This is a genomic window from Stenotrophomonas sp. Iso1, assembly GCF_027497995.1.
In the GTDB taxonomy this organism is placed as follows: domain Bacteria; phylum Pseudomonadota; class Gammaproteobacteria; order Xanthomonadales; family Xanthomonadaceae; genus Stenotrophomonas.
In genome coordinates this window covers 81,479-100,539 of the sequence record NZ_JAODBT010000003.1, presented here as the reverse complement: position 1 = coordinate 100,539, position 19,061 = coordinate 81,479, and the positions used below count along the sequence as shown (strand labels likewise).

Annotated in this window: 13 protein-coding genes and 1 pseudogene; 8 read left to right on the top strand and 6 right to left on the bottom strand. The window is 63.8% G+C overall.

The window, feature by feature from the left end; translation table 11 throughout:
* Positions 1–16: 16 nt before the first annotated feature.
* Positions 17–448, top strand: a complete 432-nt coding sequence (locus PAN08_RS13375; RefSeq protein ID WP_269792004.1) for a BLUF domain-containing protein — start codon at positions 17–19, stop codon at positions 446–448.
* 213 nt (positions 449–661) lie between these two features.
* On the opposite strand, the gene PAN08_RS13370 is transcribed toward PAN08_RS13375, so the two are convergent.
* The 3 genes from PAN08_RS13370 to PAN08_RS13360 form a co-directional block, all read right to left on the bottom strand.
* A complete protein-coding gene (locus tag PAN08_RS13370) occupies positions 662–1,393 on the bottom strand; it encodes a phosphoadenylyl-sulfate reductase (protein WP_269792003.1) in 732 nt (243 codons plus the stop codon).
* On the bottom strand, positions 1,390–3,096 hold the full coding sequence (gene cysI, locus PAN08_RS13365; RefSeq protein WP_269792002.1) for an assimilatory sulfite reductase (NADPH) hemoprotein subunit: 1,707 nt from the start codon (positions 3,094–3,096) through the stop codon (positions 1,390–1,392). The genes PAN08_RS13370 and cysI overlap by 4 nt, the downstream gene beginning before the upstream one ends.
* A 90-nt stretch (positions 3,097–3,186) precedes the next feature.
* Entirely contained in the window at positions 3,187–5,025 is a 1,839-nt protein-coding gene (locus PAN08_RS13360; protein ID WP_269792001.1) for an assimilatory sulfite reductase (NADPH) flavoprotein subunit, read from the bottom strand.
* Between the two features lie 79 nt (positions 5,026–5,104).
* Between PAN08_RS13360 and cysD the strand changes: the two genes are divergently transcribed.
* The 7 genes and pseudogenes from cysD (at position 5,105) to PAN08_RS13325 (ending at position 15,969) form a co-directional block, all read left to right on the top strand.
* Positions 5,105–6,133 carry a sulfate adenylyltransferase subunit CysD gene (gene cysD / locus PAN08_RS13355; RefSeq protein WP_269792000.1) on the top strand — a complete coding sequence of 343 codons (1,029 nt, stop codon included), beginning with the start codon at positions 5,105–5,107 and terminating at the stop codon, positions 6,131–6,133.
* Positions 6,133–7,998 (top strand): annotated as a pseudogene (cysN, locus tag PAN08_RS13350) (sulfate adenylyltransferase subunit CysN); the annotation flags it as partial. The gene cysD and the pseudogene cysN, both read left to right, overlap by 1 nt.
* A gap of 773 nt (positions 7,999–8,771) precedes the next feature.
* The gene (locus tag PAN08_RS13345) at positions 8,772–9,854 is read left to right on the top strand and encodes an efflux RND transporter periplasmic adaptor subunit (RefSeq protein WP_269791998.1); all 1,083 of its coding nucleotides are present in this window, start codon (positions 8,772–8,774) and stop codon (positions 9,852–9,854) included.
* Positions 9,851–12,976, top strand: coding sequence for an efflux RND transporter permease subunit (locus PAN08_RS13340; protein ID WP_269791997.1), 3,126 nt, complete (start codon positions 9,851–9,853; stop codon positions 12,974–12,976). The genes PAN08_RS13345 and PAN08_RS13340 overlap by 4 nt, the downstream gene beginning before the upstream one ends.
* Positions 12,969–13,514 (top strand): GNAT family N-acetyltransferase, encoded by a 546-nt coding sequence (locus PAN08_RS13335; protein WP_269791996.1) that lies wholly within the window; start codon positions 12,969–12,971, stop codon positions 13,512–13,514. Before PAN08_RS13340 ends, PAN08_RS13335 begins: the two co-directional genes overlap by 8 nt.
* An 88-nt stretch (positions 13,515–13,602) precedes the next feature.
* The gene (locus tag PAN08_RS13330; RefSeq protein ID WP_269791995.1) at positions 13,603–15,105 is read left to right on the top strand and encodes an alanine/glycine:cation symporter family protein; all 1,503 of its coding nucleotides are present in this window, start codon (positions 13,603–13,605) and stop codon (positions 15,103–15,105) included.
* A gap of 15 nt (positions 15,106–15,120) precedes the next feature.
* A complete protein-coding gene (locus PAN08_RS13325; RefSeq protein ID WP_269791994.1) occupies positions 15,121–15,969 on the top strand; it encodes a TrmH family RNA methyltransferase in 849 nt (282 codons plus the stop codon).
* A gap of 403 nt (positions 15,970–16,372) precedes the next feature.
* On the opposite strand, the gene PAN08_RS13320 is transcribed toward PAN08_RS13325, so the two are convergent.
* The 3 genes from PAN08_RS13320 to PAN08_RS13310 form a co-directional block, all read right to left on the bottom strand.
* Positions 16,373–17,788 (bottom strand): M20/M25/M40 family metallo-hydrolase, encoded by a 1,416-nt coding sequence (locus PAN08_RS13320; protein ID WP_269791993.1) that lies wholly within the window; start codon positions 17,786–17,788, stop codon positions 16,373–16,375.
* A 96-nt stretch (positions 17,789–17,884) separates the two neighbouring features.
* Entirely contained in the window at positions 17,885–18,298 is a 414-nt protein-coding gene (mscL, locus tag PAN08_RS13315; protein ID WP_269791992.1) for a large-conductance mechanosensitive channel protein MscL, read from the bottom strand.
* A gap of 58 nt (positions 18,299–18,356) precedes the next feature.
* On the bottom strand, positions 18,357–19,061 hold the full coding sequence (locus PAN08_RS13310; protein ID WP_269791991.1) for a fumarylacetoacetate hydrolase family protein: 705 nt from the start codon (positions 19,059–19,061) through the stop codon (positions 18,357–18,359).

Sequence of the window (19,061 nt, the reverse complement as noted above, 5' to 3'; positions counted from 1 at the left end):
AGAAGTGATACCGCGCATGAGCAACCGTGCAGTGGCCTATGTGAGCACCGCTGTGTCCGGGTTGACCCCGGTCGAGATCGACCACCTGTTGGTGGATGCGCGCGCACACAACCAGCTGGCCGGCGTTACCGGCGTGCTGCTGTATGACGGGCAGCAGTTTTTCCAGTATTTCGAGGGGCCGGAAGAGGGCATGGCGCGCATCTACGAGCGCATCCGCAATTCACGCATGCATGTGCACCTGCAGGAGCTGCACAACGGCCCGGTCGAGAGCCTGTACTTCAGCCATTGGCATATGGGTTGCAGCCTGACCGACGGCAGCATGTTGCAGAAGATCAGTACCCAGCAATGGGAGCATGAAGTGGGAAACCTGCAGGACGACATTGCGCAGGATGCCGCATCGCCGGCGCTACGTGAGTTGCTGGCGTTCTGGGAGCAACAGCCGCAGTGAGGTGGCGGCAACGCAGCCGTGCCCAACCGGGGGAGTCATGCCGAGCATGGCCCGGTATGACAGAGGGTGCTGTTGGAGACTGCACCTCATCAAGAAATTCAATGAACCGATGCTCGTCGGTTGAAAGCCCCGCGTATGCGGGGATGGCGGGATTCTGCACGCCGGGCTTCTTTTCCAGCAGCCCGGTTCCCCCGGTCCTTCACTGCATCCTGCTCAGATCTCTTCGTGCAGCCCGCACTCGCGCTTGAGGCCGAAGAAGCGGGTGTCCTCTTCGCGCATGCCCGGTTCCCAGCGGCGGGTGGTGTGGAAATCGCCGATCGAGACGTAACCCTGCTCCCATAAGGGGTGATAAGGCAGCTGGTGCTCCTGCAGGTACTTCCACACGTCGCGATCATTCCAGTCGGCGATCGGGTTGACCTTGTAACGCTCGCCACGACGCTGCAGCACTGGCGTGCTGGAGCGGCTTGCCGACTGGCTGCGGCGCAGGCCGGTGAACCAGGTGCCGACCTGCAGGTCATCCAGCGCCCGCTTCATCGGCTCAACCTTGCGCAGGTTGTTGTACTGCTCGATGCCAACCACGCCTTGTTCCCACAGGCGACCATGGCGGGCTTCCATCCACGCGCGGCTGACCAGCGGGCGGTAGACCTTGAGGTTGAGCTTGAGGCGGTCGGTCAGTTCGTCGGCGAAGCGGTAGGTTTCCGGGAACAGGTATCCGGTGTCGATCAGGATCACCGGGATGTCCGGGTGCTGGCTGGCCAACAGATGCAGGGTCACGGCTGACTGCGCGCCAAAACTCGACGACAGGACATGCGCGCCAGGTGCGTTCTGCAGTGCCCAGCGCACGCGGGCTTGCGCATCCATTGCATCCAGTTCGGCGTTGAGCGGGCCCAGGTCGTCCGGCAGCGTGGTAACGGAATCGTTCAAGGATCGGGGCAGGGCGCTCATGCGTGCAGTTCCACGGGAATCTGGCGGTGGGTAGGGTAGGACGGCAGGCCGACGATGCCGGCGCGGTGGAGAAAGTCGCCGAAGCCCTCATCACGGGAACGCTCGCCGGCATAGCGTGCGAATAGCGGTTCCAGCGCGGCAAGGATGTCCGGCTCGGTGATGTTTTCGCGGTACAGCGTGTTCAAGCGCTGGCCGCGGTGGTCGGCACCGAGCATCAGGTTGTAGCGGCCCGGTGCTTTGCCGACGAGGGCGATTTCGCCCAGGTACGGGCGCGAACAGCCGTTCGGGCAGCCGGAAATGCGCAGCAGGATCGGTGCGTCGGCCAGCCCATTCTGTTCAAGCAATGGCTGCAGTTTTGCGCTGAAATCTGGCAGGTAACGCTCGGCTTCGGCCATTGCCAAGCCGCAGGTGGGCAGGGCAACGCAAGCCATCGCCGCGCGTGCCAATGCAGTGGGGGCTTGATTGCCAGCATCCAGGCCGGCGTCCTTCACCAGCGCATCAACGCGGTCGCGCTGATCGGCCGGCACGCCTGCGATGACCAGGTTCTGGTTGCCGGTCATGCGGAATTCGCCTTCGTGGAAGCGAGCGATTTCGCGCAGTGCGGTCAGGTGCGATGCGCCTGGCAGGTCGGCGATGCGGCCGGCCGGCAGCGACAGGGTCAGATGCCAGCGGCCATCGTCACCTGCATTCCAGCCATAGCGGTCACCGTTATGGGCGAACGGTTGCGAGCGGCTGGGTACAAAAGCGATGCCTGCGCGGCGCTCGATCTCGGCGATCACGGTGTCCAGACCATGATCGTCGATGGTGTACTTGAAGCGCGCACGCTTGCGCAGCTCGCGGTTGCCAAGGTCGCGTTGGGTGGTGACCACGGCGGTGGCGACATCCAGCAGCGCGTCGCGCGGAATGAAACCGACGAGGTTGGCGATGCGAGGATAGGTTTCCGCATCACCATGCGTAGCGCCCATGCCACCGCCGATGCTGACGTCATACCCCAGCAGTTCACCGGCGCCGTCCATCACGCCGATGAAGCCCAGGTCATTGGCGAACACGTCCACGTCGTTGACTGGCGGTAATGCAAAGCCAATCTTGAACTTGCGCGGCAGGTAACGGTCGCCGTAGATCGGCTCTTCCTCGGCACCACTGCCGGCCACGCGTTCTTCATCCAGCCAGATTTCGTAATAGGCGCGGGTGTTGGGCAGCAGGTGCTCGGAGGTGCGCGCCGCATCGGCATACAGGGTTGCATGGGCGCTGGACAGCAGTGGGTTTGCGGCCACCAGCACGTTGCGATTGACGTCGCCGCAGGCGGCCAGCGTGTCGATCAGCGCGGCATTGATCGCCTGCATGGTCGCCTTCAGTTCGCGCTTGATCACGCCGTGGAACTGGAATGCCTGGCGGGTGGTGATGCGCAGCGAATGATTGCCGTAGCGGGTGGCGATGCTGTCCAGCTTGAGCCACTGCGCCGGGCTGATGACACCGCCGGGCGTGCGCGTGCGGATCATGAACTGATAGGCAGGCTCCAGCTTCTGGCGGCGGCGCTCGTCGCGTACATCGCGGTCATCCTGCTGATAGCTGCCGTGGTACTTGATCAGGGTCTGGTCGTCCTCACGCAATGCGCCGGTGATCGGATCGGCCAGACTCTCCAACAGCGAACCACGCAGGCGGTTGCTTTCGGCTTTGATGGATTCGACGGAGTGGGTGCTCATGTTCTGTTCGCCATGCTTGGAACGTGTGTAGGAACGCCTTTCAGGCGCAAAGCCCGCATCGCCGCACGTCGCGGCGACACCGCTCAACCGTCAATACACATCCCGGCCATAACGCCCCTCCGTGTGCAGCTGTGTCAGGTAGTCGCGGGCGCCGTCTTCATCCAGCCCGCCGTGCTCGCGCAGCACGTCCAGCAGGGCGGCGTGCACATCCTTGCCCATGCTGATGGCGCCGCACACGTACAGGTGCGCGCCGTTCTGCAGCCAGTCGTACAGGTCGCGCCCACGTGTGCGCAGACGCTGCTGCACATACACTTTGTCGGCTTGGTCGCGCGAAAACGCCAGATCCAGACGATGCAGTTCCTTGCGGCGCAGCGCGTCCTGCCATTCGGTTTGGTAGAGGAAATCGCTGTTGAAGTGGCGTGCGCCGAAGAACAGCCAATTTCGGCCGGTTGCGCCAATCTCCGCACGTTCCTGCACAAAGCCACGGAACGGCGCCACACCTGTGCCCGGGCCAATCATGATGACGTCGCGGCTGCTGTCGGCCGGGACCCGGAAGCGTTCATTGGGCTCGATGAAGACCGGCAGCTGGCTGCCTTCTTCGAGTGCTGCCAGGAAGCTGCTGGCAGCACCTTGATGTGCACTGCCATGCGCGTCATAGCGCAGTTCATCGACGGTGAGATGGACTTCCTCGCCCACGCGCTTGCGGCTGGAGGCGATGGAATACAGGCGATGGGTTGCAGGGCGCAGGGTGCTGACCAGTGCATCGGCGCTCCAGTCCGCTGGCCAACGGCGCAGCACATCGACCAGTTGGTGATCATCGAACACACGGGTCAGTTCGGCCTTGTGTTCCGGCTCCAGCAGGCGTGCCAGTTCGGCATGCGCGCTGCGCTCGCCCACATTGATCAGCAGTGGGCGCGAGATGCGGGTGAGTTCGCGGTGCTCGGCCAGCCACAGCGACAGCGGCCGACTGTGACCGTCGTGGGTGACCTCGGTATCGCCATTCAGGCCGGTGGCAGCCAGCACCGACGCGACCAGCGCCTGCGGGTTGCGATGCACGATGCCCAGCGCATCGCCCGGCTCGTAGTGCAGCCCGCTACCTTCCAGCGACAGCTCCAGGTGATGCACCCATTTGTCGGCAACGCCGTAGCGGGTATAGGCCGGGCCCTTGAAGTCGCGGCCGCTGATGACCTGTCGCGACAACACTTCGGCCGTGAACGGATGCTGCGCGCTGTAGGTGCTGGCATGGCGCAACGGGGTGACATTGCTGGGCGCGGGGCTTGCTGCTTCGCTGATGTTGGACCGGGCATCGGCCAATGCCTGGCTGCGCCACGGAGTGGCCACGGTCTCGATGTCCAGGTCGGCTTCACCGGCTGGCTGCAGACGGGTGGCGCCCAGTTCGGCCAGACGTGTGTCCAGCTTGCGGGCGATGCCGCAGAACTCGGCATAGCTGGAGTCTCCCAGACCGAGCACGGCGTACTTGAGCTGCGGCAACTTGGGCGCGCGCTTGCCGGCGATGAATTCGACCAGACCGATCGCATCATCCGGCGGGTCACCTTCGCCCTGCGTGCTGATGACGATGTACAGCAGGCGCTCGGTGGCCAGCTCACGGGTGGGGTAGGCGTCGGCGCGCAGCAGCCGCACCGGCAGACCGGTGGCCTCCACATCGGCGGCCAACTGCTCGGCGGCACGGCGGGCGTTGCCGGTCTGGCTGCCGTAGATCACCGTAAGCCGCGACTGCGGGGCTGGTGCAGCGGCTTGGCCGCCGGGGATGATCGCCAGGGACGGGGGAGGGTTTCCCTGGGCCAACCCGGCGGCAAAGCCGGACAGCCACCACAAACTGTTGCCATCCAAGCCTTCCACCAGTCGCGACAGCAGGACCTTGCGGTCCTCGGGCAAGGGGCTGGGTGGAACGATGGCGGCGGCGGTCATTTCCGGTCCGGTCTGGGGTGGGATGAAGGATGCTAGATAGCTCTTTGGTCCAGCGGAAAGGACCAGCGGTTATCGCTTCATGCCCTGCGTTTATTTCAACCGGCCCGGCCGCCGGCCCACACTCGCCGTCCTGCCCCGGGTCCACCCGGCCACGCTGTTACCCTTCATCTGGGCTTCGCCTCCAAATCGCCACGCAATGACTGCCAACGCACCTCTGTCGCACCTGGACCGGCTGGAAGCCGAAAGCATCCACATCCTGCGGGAAGTCGCCGCAGCCTTTGATAACCCGGTGTTGCTGTACTCGGTGGGCAAGGACAGCTCGGTGCTGCTGCATCTGCTGATGAAGGCCTTCGCCCCCGGCGTGCCGCCGATCCCGCTGCTGCATGTGGATACGCGCTGGAAGTTCGGCGAGATGATCGCCTTCCGCGACCGCCGCGTGGCCGAGACAGGCACCGAGCTGCGGGTGCATATCAACCCGGACGGCATCGCCCAGAACATCGGCCCGGTGACGCACGGCGCCAGCGTGCATACCGATGTGATGAAGACCCAGGGCCTGAAACAGGCGCTGGACAAGTGGAAGTTCGATGCCGCCATTGGCGGCGCACGGCGCGACGAAGAAAAGTCGCGGGCCAAGGAGCGGGTGTTCTCGTTCCGCAATGATCGCCACCGCTGGGACCCCAAGAACCAGCGTCCGGAGCTGTGGAACCTCTACAACGCCCGCATTCACCAGGGCGAAAGCGTGCGCGTGTTCCCGCTGTCGAACTGGACCGAGCTGGATATCTGGCTCTACATCTACCGCGAGAATATCCCGGTGGTGCCGCTGTATCTGGCGGCCGAGCGGCCCGTGGTCGAGCGCGACGGCAGCCTGATCATGGTTGACGACGAACGCCTGCCGTTGCATCCGGGTGAAGTACCGCAGCTGCGCAAGGTGCGTTTCCGCACGTTGGGTTGCTACCCGCTGACCGGCGCCATTGAATCAGACGCCGACACGCTGGAAAAAATCATTGCCGAGATGCTGGTGTCCACCAGCTCCGAACGACAGGGCCGCTTGATCGACCACGACCAATCCGCCTCGATGGAAAAGAAGAAGCTGGAGGGCTATTTCTGATGAGCGCGGTTGCCACTTCTTCCGATATCTCGGCCTACCTGCAGCAGCATGAAACCAAGCCGCTGCTGCGTTTCATCACCTGCGGCAGCGTGGATGACGGCAAGAGCACCTTGATCGGCCGCCTGCTGTATGAAAGCAAGCGTCTGTTCGATGACCAGCTGGCCGCATTGGAGGCGGACAGCCGACGCCATGGCACGCAGGGCGAGCGCATTGATTACGCGCTGTTGCTGGATGGCCTGGCCGCCGAACGCGAGCAGGGCATCACCATCGACGTGGCCTACCGTTACTTCGACACCGACCGTCGCAAGTACATCGTCGCCGACTGCCCGGGGCATGAGCAGTACACCCGCAACATGGCTACTGGCGCATCCACGGCGGATGTCGCGGTGGTGCTGGTGGATGCACGCAAGGGCCTGCTGACGCAGACCCGTCGCCACAGCTACATCATTTCCCTGCTGGGCATCGACCAGGTGGTGCTGGCGGTGAACAAGATGGACCTGGTCGACTACGACGCCGAGGTGTTCACGCGTATCCGCGAGGAATACCAAGCGCTGGCCGAGCAGCTCGGCATCGCCCATGTGCAGGCCATTCCGTTGTCAGCACTGGAAGGGCAGAACCTGTCCGCGCGTTCGGCATTGATGCCGTGGTATGCCGGCCCCAGCCTGATCGAGCATCTGGACACGGTGCAGCTCAGTGAGCGTGACGCAGCCAGCGGCCTGCGCCTGCCGGTGCAGTGGGTCAATCGCCCCCATCAGGACTTCCGTGGCTTTGCCGGCACCATCGCCGGTGGGCAAGTGCGTGTGGGTGACGCGGTGGTGGTGTTGCCTTCCGCGCGCCGCTCCACGGTCAAGCAGGTGCTGGGCGCGGATGGCCCATTGGACCTTGCGATTGCCGGGCAAGCGGTGACGCTGACGCTGGCTGATGAAGTGGATGTCAGCCGTGGTGATGTGATCGCGGCCGCCGACGACCCGCCAGAAGTGGCTGACCAGTTTGCAGCACATGTGCTGTGGATGGACGATGCCGCACTGCTGCCCGGCCGCCCCTACTGGCTGCAGATTGGCAGTCGCACCGTTTCGGCCAGCATCAGCGAGATCAAGCACCGCGTGGATGTGAACACGCAGGAGCGGCTGGCCGCCAAACGCTTGGAATTGAATGAAGTGGGCTACTGCAATCTGGCGTTGGACGAGCCGGTGGCATTCGCTCCGTATGCGCAGAATCGGGCCTTGGGCGGATTCATCCTGATCGACCGGCAGACCAATGCTACGGTCGCCGCCGGGACGCTGGATTTTGCCCTGCGCCGGGCCGGCAACGTGCACTGGCAGCATATGGACGTGGACAAGCCCGCACGTGCTCGTATCAAGGGCCAGCAGCCCAAGGTGCTGTGGTTCACCGGCTTGTCCGGCGCTGGCAAGTCCACCGTTGCCAACCAGGTGGAGAAGCGCCTGCACGCACAAGGCCGGCACACCTTCCTGTTGGACGGTGACAACGTCCGTCATGGCCTGAACCGCGACCTGGGTTTCACCGACGAGGACCGCGTGGAGAATATCCGCCGCGTGGCCGAAGTGGCGCGGCTGATGGCCGACGCGGGGTTGATTGTGCTGGTCAGCTTCATCTCCCCGTTCCGTGCGGAGCGGCAGATGGCGCGCGAGCGTTTCGAGCCGGGCGAATTTATTGAAGTGTTCGTCGACGTCCCGCTGGAAGTCGCCGAAGCCCGCGACGTGAAGGGCCTGTACCGCAAAGCGCGGGCAGGGCAGATCCCCAATTTCACCGGTATCGATTCACCCTACGAAGCGCCGGAAACCCCGGAGCTGCATCTGCGCGCTGACAGTGACAGCGTACCGGCGATGGTGGAGCAGGTGCTGCAGGCGTTGGAGCGGAGCTGATAGGGAGGCGCTGCGAGACCGATTCGCTGGTGTTTTTGGGCCGTCCTTTCTCCCGATGGGGGAGAGGAGGCCATTGGGCTACTGCGAGCGGTGAGCATCGGCATCACGGCGGTAGGCGTGAAGAGCTCCCCTCATCCGGTGCTGCGCACCACCTTCTCCCGTAAACGGGAGAAGGGAGCAGCGGAGCCAGTGCTAAAAGGCCAAAGCCAAAGCCAAAGCCAAGGCCAAAGCCAAAGCCAAGGCCAAGGCCAAAGCCAAGGCCAAAGCCAAGGCCAAAGCCAAAGCCAAGGCCAAAGCCAAGGCCAAAGCCAAAGCCAAGGCCAAAGCCAAGGCCAAAGCCGAAGCCGAAGCCGAAGCTCAGGGCCGACAGATGCCGGGGCAATGCCGTTACGCCTGACGTCCCTTCTCCCGCGTGCGGGAGAAGGTGGTGCGCAGCACCGGATGAGGGGCATCTGTATGAGGGGCATCTGTGGCGCGCTGTCGCAATGCCGGCAAATAGCAGACCTCATCCGCCTTGTGGACATCGCGCTCCTGCGCGGGGTTCAGCCACACGTGGGCCAGTCGCTCGTAAGCCGTATGCCTTCACCTCGCAAACGGGAGAAGGGGGGCAGAGCCGAAGCAAAACGCAGACCGCCCAAGGCATGGTTTTGGCGCACTCCAGTTCAGACACAAGTCGGCATTCCCCCCCTAACGGCACATTCGGCCGACATCTACCGTCGTTAGACTGCTGGATCGTGTATCAGGCGGGACTGCGTATGTTGGGGCGTTTTGCCGTCACCGTTGTGGGTGGCACTGTCTTGGCGCTGGCATTGGCCGGTTGCAATCGAAAGAGCGCTGAAGCACCGCGTAGCGCGGGCGAGGCGGTGCTTGTCACCACCCAGTTGGTGCAGACATCGGCATGGAGCGACACGCTGCAGGCCATTGGTACCGCCAAGGCGCGTGAGTCGATCATCGTCACTGCCAAGGTCAGCGAGATCGTGGATAAGGTGCATTTTGAAAGCGGCCAGCAGGTCACTGCGGGTACACCGCTGGTCACCCTGCGCGGCGACGCACAACAGGCCGCGCTGGCCCAGGCCCAGGCGACTTTTGCCGAAGCTGACCGGCTGTACCTGCGGCAACGTGAATTGGCCGCGCAGCAATTGGTGGCGCACTCCACATTGGATACGCAGAAGTCGATCCGCGACGGCGCCGAAGCCCGCGTGCGGCAGATGCGTGCGGACATCACCGACCGTCAGGTACGGGCGCCATTTGCTGGCGTCATGGGCATCCGCCAGATCAGTCCCGGTTCGCTGGTCAGCCCGACCACCACTATCGCCACGCTGGATGACATCTCGCGCGTGCACGTTGATTTCCATGTGCCTGAGGCCGAATTGGCCTCGCTCAAGCCGGGCGACAAGGTCACGGGCAGCAGCATCGCCTACCCAGGCCGTAGCTTTGAAGGTGAGGTGAGCACGGTCGAGGCTCGGGTGGATCCGGGCAGTCGCGCGGTCACCGTGCGCGCCGATTTCGCCAATGCAGACCACGCCCTGCGACCGGGCATGCTGCTGGACGTGCGCCTGTTCCGTCCCGAGCGCCAAGCGTTGGTGATTCCGGAAATCGCGGTGGTGCAGGTCGGGCGTGACTCCTTTGTCTATCGGGTGAAGGACGATGCCAGCGTTGAGCGCGTGGATGTCCGCACCGGCACCCGTCGCTCCGGCGTGGTGGAAATCGTCGAGGGCCTGAGCGCTGGAGATCGCATCGTGATTGATGGCACCGGCAAGTTGCGCCCAGGCATCCGTATCCAGGATGCCAAGCCGGCCAAGGCCGCTGCGCCGGTTGCACAGGCGACCGCCGGATGAAGCTGTCCGATCTTTCGATCAAGCGGCCGGTACTGGCCGTGGTGATGAGCCTGTTGTTGGTAGTGCTGGGCGTGATGTCGTTCAATCGCCTGACTCTGCGTGAGTTGCCGGCCATCGACCCGCCCATCGTTTCGGTGTCGGTGGATTACACCGGTGCTTCGGCGGCGGTGATCGAAAGCCGTGTCACCCAGGTGCTGGAAGACGCGCTGGCCGGTATCGAAGGCATCGATACTATCAACGCGCGCAGCACCAATGGCCGCGCTTCAGTGAGCATCGAGTTCACTGCCAACCGCGATATCGAAGCGGCCGCCAACGATGTGCGTGACGCGGTCAGCCGCGTTGCTGATCGCATGCCGGAAGAAACCCGCCCGCCGGAAATCGCCAAGGTTGAAAGCGATGCCGATCCGATCATCTGGTTCAACATGTCGTCCTCGGCGATGGACACGCTGGAGCTCAGCGACTACGCCGAGCGTTACGTGGTGGACCGCTTTTCCAGCATTGATGGTGTAGCGCAGGTACGCATCGGCGGCCGTCAGCGTTATGCCATGCGCATCTGGTTGGACCGCGACCAGTTGGCCGCGCGTGGGCTGACCGTCGGCGAGGTGGAAACCGCGCTGCGCAACGAGAACGTGGAACTGCCGGCCGGCCGCATCGAGTCGGCTGACCGTGATTTCACCCTGCGCGTGGAGCGCAGCTATGTCGCGCCAAGTGACTTTGCCAGCATCCCGCTGGGCAAGGGCAACGACGGTTACGTGGTGCGGCTGGGCGATGTGGCCAAGGTGGAACTGGCGTCGTCCGAGCGCCGTGCCTATTACCGCAGCAACGGCGAACCGGGTATCGGCCTTGGCATCGTCAAGACCTCCACCGCCAACGCGTTGGATGTGGCCCGTCTCACCCGCGCTGAGGCCGAGCGCATCGGCGCAACCCTGCCCAAGGGCACGCAGATTTTTGTCGCCTTCGACAACACCACCTTCATTGAGGCGGCCGTCGAGCGCGTGTATTGGACGCTGGCCGAAGCCATGGTGCTGGTGCTGGCGGTGATCTGGCTGTTCCTGGGCAGCCTGCGCGCGGCGCTGATTCCAGCGGTGACGGTACCGGTCTGCCTGGTGGCTGCGTTCATCGCGCTGTTCGCGTTCGGGTTCTCGATCAACCTGTTCACTTTGCTGGCGCTGGTGTTGTGTATCGGCCTGGTCGTGGATGACGCCATCGTGGTGGTTGAGAACGTGCAGCGCCGCATCGACCTTGGCGAGCCGCCGTTGGTTGCCGCCCGTCGCGGCACCACGCAGGTAGCCTTCGCGGTGATTGCCACCACGGCGGTGCTGGTGGCGGTGTTTCTGCCGGTAGGCTTTCTGGAAGGCAATACCGGGCGCTTGTTCCGCGAGCTGGCGGTGGCCTTGGCGTCGGCGGTGGCGTTGTCGGCCTTCGTTGCGTTGACGCTCACCCCGATGATGGCGTCCAAGCTGCTCAAGCCGCACAGCGAACAGAAGACCAGCCGTCTACATGGCTTCATCAATCGCCAGCTGGGGCATGTGTCGGCTGCTTACGGTCGGGTGCTGGACAAGCACGTGCAGCGCACCTGGATCTTCGGCCTGGTGATGCTGGCTGCACTCGGTACCAGCTGGGGCTTGTTCAAACTGCTGCCGTCGGAGCTGGCCCCGGCCGAAGACCGTGGCTCGTTCCAGATCACGATCGATGGCCCGGAAGGTGCGGGTTACGACTACACCGTCGGCCAGGTGCAGCAGGTCGAGCAGATCGTCTCGCGTTTCGTCGGGCCGGACGAACCCATCGTCCGCGCCAACCCGCGCGTGCCAGGTGGCTGGGGTAACAGCGAGGAAATGCACACCGGCCGCATCAGCGTGTTCCTGCAGCCATGGCGCAACCGCAGCGAAGCCACCACCGATGTGGCCAATGACCTGCAGAAAGAACTCAACAACCTGAGCGGCGTGCGGGTGCGCACGATGGTCGGTGGCGGCCTGGTGCGCAGCATGGGCCAACCGTTCCAGATCGTACTGGGTGGCCCGGAATACGCAGAGATCGCGCAATGGCGTGACCGCTTGTTGGAGCGCATGGCCGATTACCCCGGCCTGGTTGGCGCCGATTCGGATTACAAGGAAACCCGGCCGCAGATGCGGGTCAACATCGACCGCCAGCGTGCGGCCGACCTGGGTATCTCGGTCACCGACATCGGCCGGGCACTGGAAACCATGATGGGCTCGCGTCGCGTCACCACCTTCGTCGACAACGGCGAGGAATATGACGTGCTGGTGCAGGCCGGTCGCGAAGGCCGTACCTCGCCGGCAGATCTGGCCGCTATCCAGGTGCGTGCGCGTTCGGGCGAACTGGTGCCGCTGTCCAACCTGGTCAGTCTGAGTGAAGTCGCCGAGGCCGGCAGCCTCAACCGCTTCAACCGCCTGCGTGCGATCACCATCAGCGCCAACATCGCGCCCGGGCACACGCTGGGTGAAACCATTGCCTGGGTGCAGGACGTGGCGCGCGAGGAATTGCCGGACTACGCGCAGATCGACTGGAAGGGCGAATCACGCGAATACCAGAGTGCGGGCGGCGCGGTGCTGCTGACCTTCGCCATGGCATTGCTGGTGGTGTACCTGGTGCTGGCCGCACAGTTCGAGAGCTTCATCCACCCGTTGGTGATCATGTTGACCGTGCCATTGGGTGTGCTCGGTGCGTTTGTCGGCCTGTATATCAGTGGCGGCACGCTCAACCTGTTCAGCCAGATCGGTATCGTCATGCTGGTGGGTCTGGCGGCCAAGAACGGCATCCTGATCGTCGAGTTCGCCAACCAGTTGCGCGACGAGGGTCGCAACGTGCATCAGGCCATCGTCGAGTCTTCGGTGGTGCGTCTGCGGCCGATCCTGATGACCTCCATTGCCACGGTGGTTGGCGCGATTCCATTGGTAGCCGCAGGCGGCCCGGGTTCGGCCAGCCGCGGCACCATTGGTATCGTGGTGATCTTCGGTGTTGCCGTTTCCACGTTCCTGTCGTTGTTCGTGGTGCCGGCGTTCTACGCATTGCTCGCGCCGTACACGCAGTCGCCGGAAACGGTGGCCAACGAGCTGGAGAAACTGGAGCAGCAGACCCCGTCGGTGGGCGGCCATGCCTGACCGCGACTGGCGGGTGCATGAGGACCGCGTACAACTGCGGCCATGGCAGCAGGACGATCTCGAATCCCTGTTGCTGCATGCCAACGATGCCGCTGTGTCGCGGGGCCTGAGCACACGCTTCCCCTATCCCTACACGCACACCGATGGGCAGGACTTTCTGGCGGGCAGGGTGATTGATCTGACCGGGCCGGTGTTCGCACTGGTCATTGACGGCCACGCCTGTGGCGGGATCGGCGTCACCCAGGGGCAGGGCGAGCGTCGCTTCGGAGCGTCACTGGGTTACTGGCTCGGCCAGCGGCATTGGGGGCAGGGCATCATGACCTCGGTGGTTGCCGCCTATGCACCGTGGGTGATGCGGGAGCGGGGTCTGGCGCGGTTGGCGGCGCAGGTCATGCTGCACAACCCGGCCTCGGCGCGGGTATTGCTCAAGAACGGATTCGTCGAAGAAGGCGTGGAGCGCCAATCGGTGTTCAAGGACGGGGCGTTGCATGACATGCGCTGCTTCGCCCGTTTTGAGTCATTTAAGCAATTGCCGTAAGGGCTCTGCACATCACGGCTTAATCGTGGAAGAATCGGTCGGTCCCGGGACCCGGGGCTTGCTCACCTTCAGCTTTCCGGGGAACTACGTGGAATCTATCGTCGAATACATCAACGGCATCATCTGGAGCAATGCGCTCATTTTCATGTGTCTGGGCGCGGGCCTGTGGTTCACCGTACGCACCCGCTTCATGCAGATCCGTGGCTTTGCTGAAATGTGCCGTCTCACCGTGCGCGGGCAGAAGTCCGAAGCCGGTGTGTCCTCTTTCCAGGCATTGGCCATGTCGATGGCGGGGCGCATGGGCATCGGCAACATCGCCGGCGTGGCCACGGCCATTGCCTACGGTGGCCCGGGCGCAATCTTCTGGATGTGGGTGATGGGCTTCCTCGGCGCGTCCACGTCCTACGTGGAATCCACGCTGGCGCAGATCTACAAGGTCAAAGACGCCGAAGGCCGTTACCGTGGCGGCCCGGCGTATTACATCGAAAAGGCCATGGGCCTGAAGTGGTATGCCGCTGCCTTCGCGGTGGCTACCATCATCGCCACCGGCTTCCTTCTGCCGGGCGTGCAGGCCAATGCCATTGCTGACAGTGCGGTCAACGTGCTGTGCAAGGGCGCCGAGGCCTGTGCTTCGGTCGGTGGCGTCGCCAGCATGAAGCTGTGGATCGGCCTGGCTGTCGCACTGCTGCTGGGTGTGATCATCTTCGGCGGTGTCAAGCGCATCGCCAGCTTCGCTGAAGTGATCGTGCCGTTCATGGCACTGGCCTTCATCCTGATGGCCGTCGTGGTGATGATGCTCAACGCCAGCAAGGTGCCGACGATGTTTGCCGACATCTTCAGCAGTGCGTTTGGTGCGCATGCGGCATTTGGCGGCATCATCGGCCAGGCCATCGCCTGGGGCGTCAAGCGTGGCATCTACGCCAACGAAGCCGGCCAGGGCACCGGCCCGCACGCCGCCGCCGCCGCCGAGGTCTCGCACCCGGCCAAGCAAGGTTATGTGCAGGCGTTCGCCATCTATTTCGACACCATGCTGGTGTGCACCTCCACCGCGTTCCTGGTGCTGTCCACGGGCATGTACAACGTGTTCCGTTCGGTAACGGTGGACGGTGTGGAGAAGCTGGAAGCCATTGTCACCGGCGTACCGGGCGTGGCCCCGTCCGAAGGCGCGTTGTTCACTCAGGCGGCCGTGGAGTCGGTGATGCCGGGCTGGGGCGCGGGTTTCGTCGCGCTGGCGTTGTTCTTCTTCGCCTTCACCACGATCATGGCCTACTACTACATGGCCGAAACCAACCTGACCTATCTTGCCGGCAGCAACCGCACCCATCCGGCGGCGACGCTGGTACTGCGCCTGGGCATCATGGGCATGGTGGTGTTTGGCGCGTTCCACAATGCCAAAATGGCGTGGGCGCTGGGTGACATCGGCGTTGGCCTGATGGCTTGGCTGAACGTCATTGCCATCCTGATCCTGCAGAAGCCGGCCATGCTGGCCCTGCGCGATTACGAACAACAGAAGAAACAGGGCCTTGACCCTGTTTTCAATCCGGATGCCCTGGGCATCAAGAACGCCGATTTCTGGCGCAGCAACAAGTAAGCGAGCACAACAGCAGTGAGCAACCCCTGGAACAACCGTCGTCCTTCCGTCCGCCCGCCGCGGGCAACGCCAATGCCGGCCGGCACCCGCGACAATGCCGGTGCCGGCGGCCCGCCAGTGCGCGGCAGTGATGAGCTGCGCCTGTACGGCTTCAATGCCGTGCAGGCCATGTTTACCCGTCGCCCGGAGGCCTTGCGCAAGCTGTATCTGGCCGAGGACATGATCCCGCGCATGCAGCCGGTGTTGAAATGGTGCGTGGACAATCGCGTGGGTTACCGCGTGGTAGCCGACGGCGATCTCAACAAGCTCGCTGCCACCACGCATCACGAAGGCGTCGTCGCTGATGTCGTGCGCCAGGAGCCGTTGGCATTGGCCGCATGGCTGGCAACGGTGGGAGAGGAAGGCCCGGCACTGGCCCTGTGGCTGGATGGCGTAGGCAACCCGCACAACTTCGGCGCCATTCTGCGCTCGGCCGCGCATTTTGGTGTTTCAGCCATTCTGCTGCCGGCCGAATCGACCCTGGCCTTGTCCGGGGCCGCCGCGCGCGTGGCCGAAGGCGGCGCGGAATCCGTACCGCTGGTGCGTTTGCCGGCGCTGCCGCAAGCCGTTGCGCAGCTGCGTGATGCCGGCTTCCATCTGGCTGCAACCCTGGTGGAAGACGGCGAGAACCTGTTCACCACCGCCTTGCCTGAGCGCATGGTCTACGTGATGGGCGCCGAAGGCGAAGGCATGGACCGCAGCTTCGCGCAGAGTTGCGATCTGCGTCTGTCCATTCCGGGTACGGGTGCGGTAGAAAGTTTGAACGTGGCTTCTGCCACGGCGGTGTTGCTGTCCAGCTGGTGCAGCCGCCAAGCCAAGCGCTGATCCGTTTGGTTGTTTGAACAGAAAAGGCGCCTTTGGCGCCTTTTCTGTTTCTTTCGGGGACTGGAACCCTGCCGCCTAAGAGTGGAAATGCCTGAGAGTGGGAATGCCTAGGCTTGTCCCTTCTCCCGTTTACGGGAGAAGGTGCCCGAAGGGCGGATGAGGGCCGCTTTTTGACACTGTCGTAAGCTCGGCATTCATTGCGGATAGGCCGGCCATTGACGCATTTGATCTGGCTTCGACGGCCGCTCTGCCCACCCTCCGCTCCATGTCCCGGCCCTTGCGTTGTCGCAAGCTGGCTTCGCCCCGCAACGGGAGAGTGGTCAGGCCCCATATGCGGAAACGGTAAAAAGAAAAGGCGCCCTGCGGCGCCTCTTTTTTCGTTCACGCGGTCAACGTGCGGCCCTCATTCCTTCGGTGGCACCACATCCTTGGCTTCGCTGCCAAACGTACCGTCCGACTCGGCGGCCAGATAGGCAAACACGGTGTAAGCGGCAACGTTCTGCGCCAGTGCTTTGGGATCGATCTTGTCCAAGGTGTCATCCGGGGTGTGGTGCAGGTCGAAGTAATCCGTCCCGTCCTGCGCCAGCCATGCCCATGCGCCGCCCTTGGCAGCCAGCGGGCCGACGTCCGGGCCGGGGCCGCCTTCGTTGGGACGGTATTCGATGCCCAGTGGTGCCAGTGCTTCGCCGATCTGACGAGTCGCCTCGCGCGAATCCGCGGGATTGCCCGAGCCGGTATTGAACGCATAGATGCGTCCGGCACCGAAGTCACTTTCGGCAGCGATGTGCTGCTGGACGATCTCGCCAGCCTTCGCGCGCGCAGCGGCATACGCCTTGCCGCCGAACAGGCCCTGTTCCTCATTGGCGAAGGCGATCACGCGGATAGTGCGCTTGGGTGCCTGCTTGAGCTGGCCGATCAGATGACCGGCGGCCATAGTGATACCGACGCCGGCACCGTCATCAATCGCGCCGGTGCCCAGGTCCCACGAATCCAGGTGGCCACCGATCACCACCACTTCCTTGGGCAGGCTGCGGCCGGTGATTTCGCCGATCACGTTCTGCGAGGTGTAGCTGCCATCCCAGCCGCAATCCAGCGCGATGCGGATGCGGGTGGCACCACGTGCGACCAAACGATTGAGCTGGTCGGCATCAGGGCCGGACAATGCCGCCGCTGGTACCGGTGTCAGGCCTTCATCGAAACGGGTGATGCCGGTATGCGGCATGCGATGCGAATCGGTGCCGGCCGAACGCATGATGTAGCCGATGGCGCCCTTGCGAATGGCCTCGGACGGACCACGGCTGCGCACGGTGCCACCGATGCCGTAGTCCTCACCGCTGCGACTGCGGTTCATGGTGAAGTCGACGTAGGCGATCTTGCCGGCCAACGAACCTTCCGGTGCGGCCTTCAGTGCATCCAGACCTTCGAAGCGCACCACTTCTGCTTCAACGGTGCCCGCTGGGCTGCCGCCAAGTGCGGTGATGGTCAACGGCTGCGGATGTGCGCCGAGCACCGAGGCATGTTCACTGCGGCGCTCCCACTTCGGGAAAGTAACCGGCTCGGTCCACACCTTGTCGAAGCCCAATGCCTTGAACTTTTCCTTGGCCCATTCCACGGCGCGTGCATCGGCTTCGCTGCCGGCCATGCGCGGGCCGATTTCGGTGGTCAGCGATTCCACGACCTGCCAGCCGGTGTTGTCGGCCAACGCCTGTTCGCGCAATTGCGCGGCCTTGGCGAGCGCCTCCTGCGGGATGGCCGTCGGCGCGGCGTACGCTCCGGCGCAGGCGAGGGTGGCGGCGATGGCAAGTGCAAGGCGACGCATGGCAGGCTCCAGAAACAGGGAAGCGGCGAGCATAGCGCTCGCAGCTCCGCTGTTACCGTGCTGGACGTCACCCGCAGGTGACGCGGCATGCCGGGCTTACTTCTTCAGGTTGTCGCGGATTTCGCGCAGCAACAGCACTTCCTCGCTCGGCTCCGGCGGTGCGGCCGGTGCTTCATCCTTCTTGCGCGAGAGCCTGTTGAGGGCCTTGATCACCATGAAGATGGCGAACGCCACGATGATGAACTGGATCAAGGTGTTGATGAAATCGCCGTAGCCGATCGCCACTGCGGGGATTTCCTTGCCGTCAGCGCCGATCTTGGCATCGGCCAAGGTCCACACCAGGTTGGAGAAATCGACCTTGCCGATCAACATGCCCAGTGGCGGCATGATGATCTTGTCCACCAGTGAGGTGACGATCTTGCCGAATGCGCCACCAATCACGACACCGACCGCCAGGTCGATGACGTTGCCGCGCATGGCAAATTCCTTGAATTCGCTGATCATACCCATGTGTTTTTCCTATGGTTGCAACTGGGGGAGCTGGCGCAGCGTACTCCACTGCATGTCATCAGGCGATCACGCCTTCGCAGCGGGCCAGATCACCCAGCCGTGCGCTGAAGTGATCGCCGCGCTGCAGGGCCGCGACTCCGGCCGGGGTGCCCATGTACACCAGGTCGCCAGCACGCAGGGCATACAGCTTGGACAACTCGTGCAGGATATCGGCCACGTTCCAGATCATCTGGTCCAGCGTGGATTTCTGTCGCAGCTGTCCGTTGATTTCCAGCGACAGTGGCAGCGAAGACAACTCGCCCACCTGGTCGGCCAACACCAGCGTGCTGACCGGTGCCGAGTGGTCAAACCCCTTGGCGATATCCCACGGGCCACCTTTGGCTTTGGCGGCGGCCTGCAGATCGCGGCGGGTCAGATCCAAGCCGACGCCGTAGGCCAGCACCAGCGACATCGCATCTTCGATGGGAAGTACACCGGCCGCTGCGTCCTTGCCGAGCGCGACGACCAGCTCCACTTCGTGGTGCAGGTCGGACGTGCCTGACGGGTAGGGTACGGGCGCATCGCCAATGACCACCGCATCGGCAGGCTTCATGAAGAACATCGGCTGGCCACGCTCGGCAGCAGAGGCGGGGGCTGCGGCGCCCATTTCGCGAGCGTGATCGGCGAAGTTGCGGCCCACACAGTAGATGCGGTGCACGGGGAAGGTGCCGCCACCAGCTACCGGTATGCGGGGTTGGGGCAGGGCGGGAATCAGATCGGTCAT